At 63.9% G+C, this 1,320-nt stretch carries 3 protein-coding genes; all 3 read right to left on the reverse strand.

Annotated elements, in window-relative coordinates; translation table 11 throughout:
* Positions 1 to 399: 2Fe-2S iron-sulfur cluster-binding protein (locus EOA27_RS36755; RefSeq protein ID WP_189562327.1), on the reverse strand; the 399-nt coding region annotated here is incomplete at its 3' end.
* The gene (locus tag EOA27_RS36760) at positions 396 to 689 is read right to left on the reverse strand and encodes a sarcosine oxidase subunit delta (protein WP_126082153.1); all 294 of its coding nucleotides are present in this window, start codon (positions 687 to 689) and stop codon (positions 396 to 398) included. The genes EOA27_RS36755 and EOA27_RS36760, both read right to left, overlap by 4 nt.
* 71 nt (positions 690 to 760) lie before the next feature.
* Positions 761 to 1,320: FAD-dependent oxidoreductase (locus EOA27_RS36765; RefSeq protein ID WP_127258751.1), on the reverse strand; the 560-nt coding region annotated here is incomplete at its 5' end.

The raw sequence follows: 1,320 nt of genomic DNA on the forward strand, positions 1-1,320 counted from the left end.
CACCGGCCCCATGAAAGTCTTGTAGTAGAAGCCGGCAGACAGGATCTTGCCGCCAAGCTGGTTGATTGCGCCGATGTCCCAGGCGAGCGACGGCGTGCGGTTCTGGCTGACGGCGACGAGCCCATCATAGATCTCGACCATGGTGGCCGGAATGTTCGGCTCGCGCACCTCGCCGCGCAGCACCGTCACCAGCGCGTTCGGCTCCTCGACGCCGGCGGAAAGCAGGCCGCGCGGGCGATGGTATTTGAACGAACGGCCGAACAGCGTCACGCCATTGGCGAGCAGCGCCGAGGCCAGCGTGTCGCCGGCATGACCGGTGTAAGGCGCGCCGTCGAAGGTGAAGCGGATGGTGCGCAGCCGGTCGATGCGGCCGCCGGTCTCCGTGCGGCGCGGGCTCACGAACGGCCCTCCGCCCTGTTGTCGGCAGATTTGTGGCCGCCACGGGCGAAGGCCGTGCTCAGGATCTCATGCGTGATGGTGTTGCGCACGACCCTCAGATGCGAACGGCAGCCGCCGGAATGCTGCCATATCTCATTGTGGTCGCCGGCCGGATTGAGCCGGTCGTAGACATAGGCGTTCCAGGCGTCGAGATCTTGCGAGGCCGGCTGCGGCCGCTGACGGTTGCCGTCGCCCTGATAGGTGAATTCGATGACATCGCGCGGCCCGCAATAGGGACAGGTGATCAGCATTTTCTGGTATCTTCTTGTTCAACCATGATCTTTTCCAAAAACCGGTCCCCACTTTTTGGGATTATGGTTCCCTAATGCAGCCGCGGGTTCGCGCCCTGGCCTTTGTCGTCGATGATCAACCCGCGATAGAAGCGGTCGAGCGTGAAGGGCGCGTTGAACTCGTGCGGCTCGTCCTTGGCGATGGTATAGGCAAAGCACCAGCCGGAGGCGGGCGTCGCCTTGAAGCCGCCGTAGCACCAGCCGCAATTGAGGTACATGCCCGGCAACGGGCCGGTGGTGATGATCGGCGAGCCGTCCATCGTCATGTCGCACAGCCCGCCCCAGGAACGCAGCATGCGCACCCGGGCGAGACCCGGGAACAGCGCCAGCATCTCGCTCATCACCTCATCGACGATCGGCAGGCTGCCGCGCTGGGCGTAGCTGTTGTAGCCGTCGAGGTCGCCGCCATAGACGAGGCCGCCCTTGTCGGACTGCGAAATGTAGAAGTGGCCCATGCCGAAGGTGAGAACGGTATCGATGACCGGCTTCAGCGATTCCGAGACGAAGGCCTGCAGCACATGGCTTTCGATCGGCATGTGCGAAATGCCGGCAAGCTGCATGACGTGACCGGTGCTGCCGGCAACGGCAAGTG

This window comes from Mesorhizobium sp. M2A.F.Ca.ET.037.01.1.1, from assembly GCF_003998075.1.
Lineage (GTDB): Bacteria > Pseudomonadota > Alphaproteobacteria > Rhizobiales > Rhizobiaceae > Mesorhizobium.

Bases quoted from the DNA above. Each gene is read 5' to 3' on its own strand.
- EOA27_RS36760 (WP_126082153.1), bottom strand. From the start codon at position 689: ATGCTGATCACCTGTCCCTATTGCGGGCCGCGCGATGTCATCGAATTC.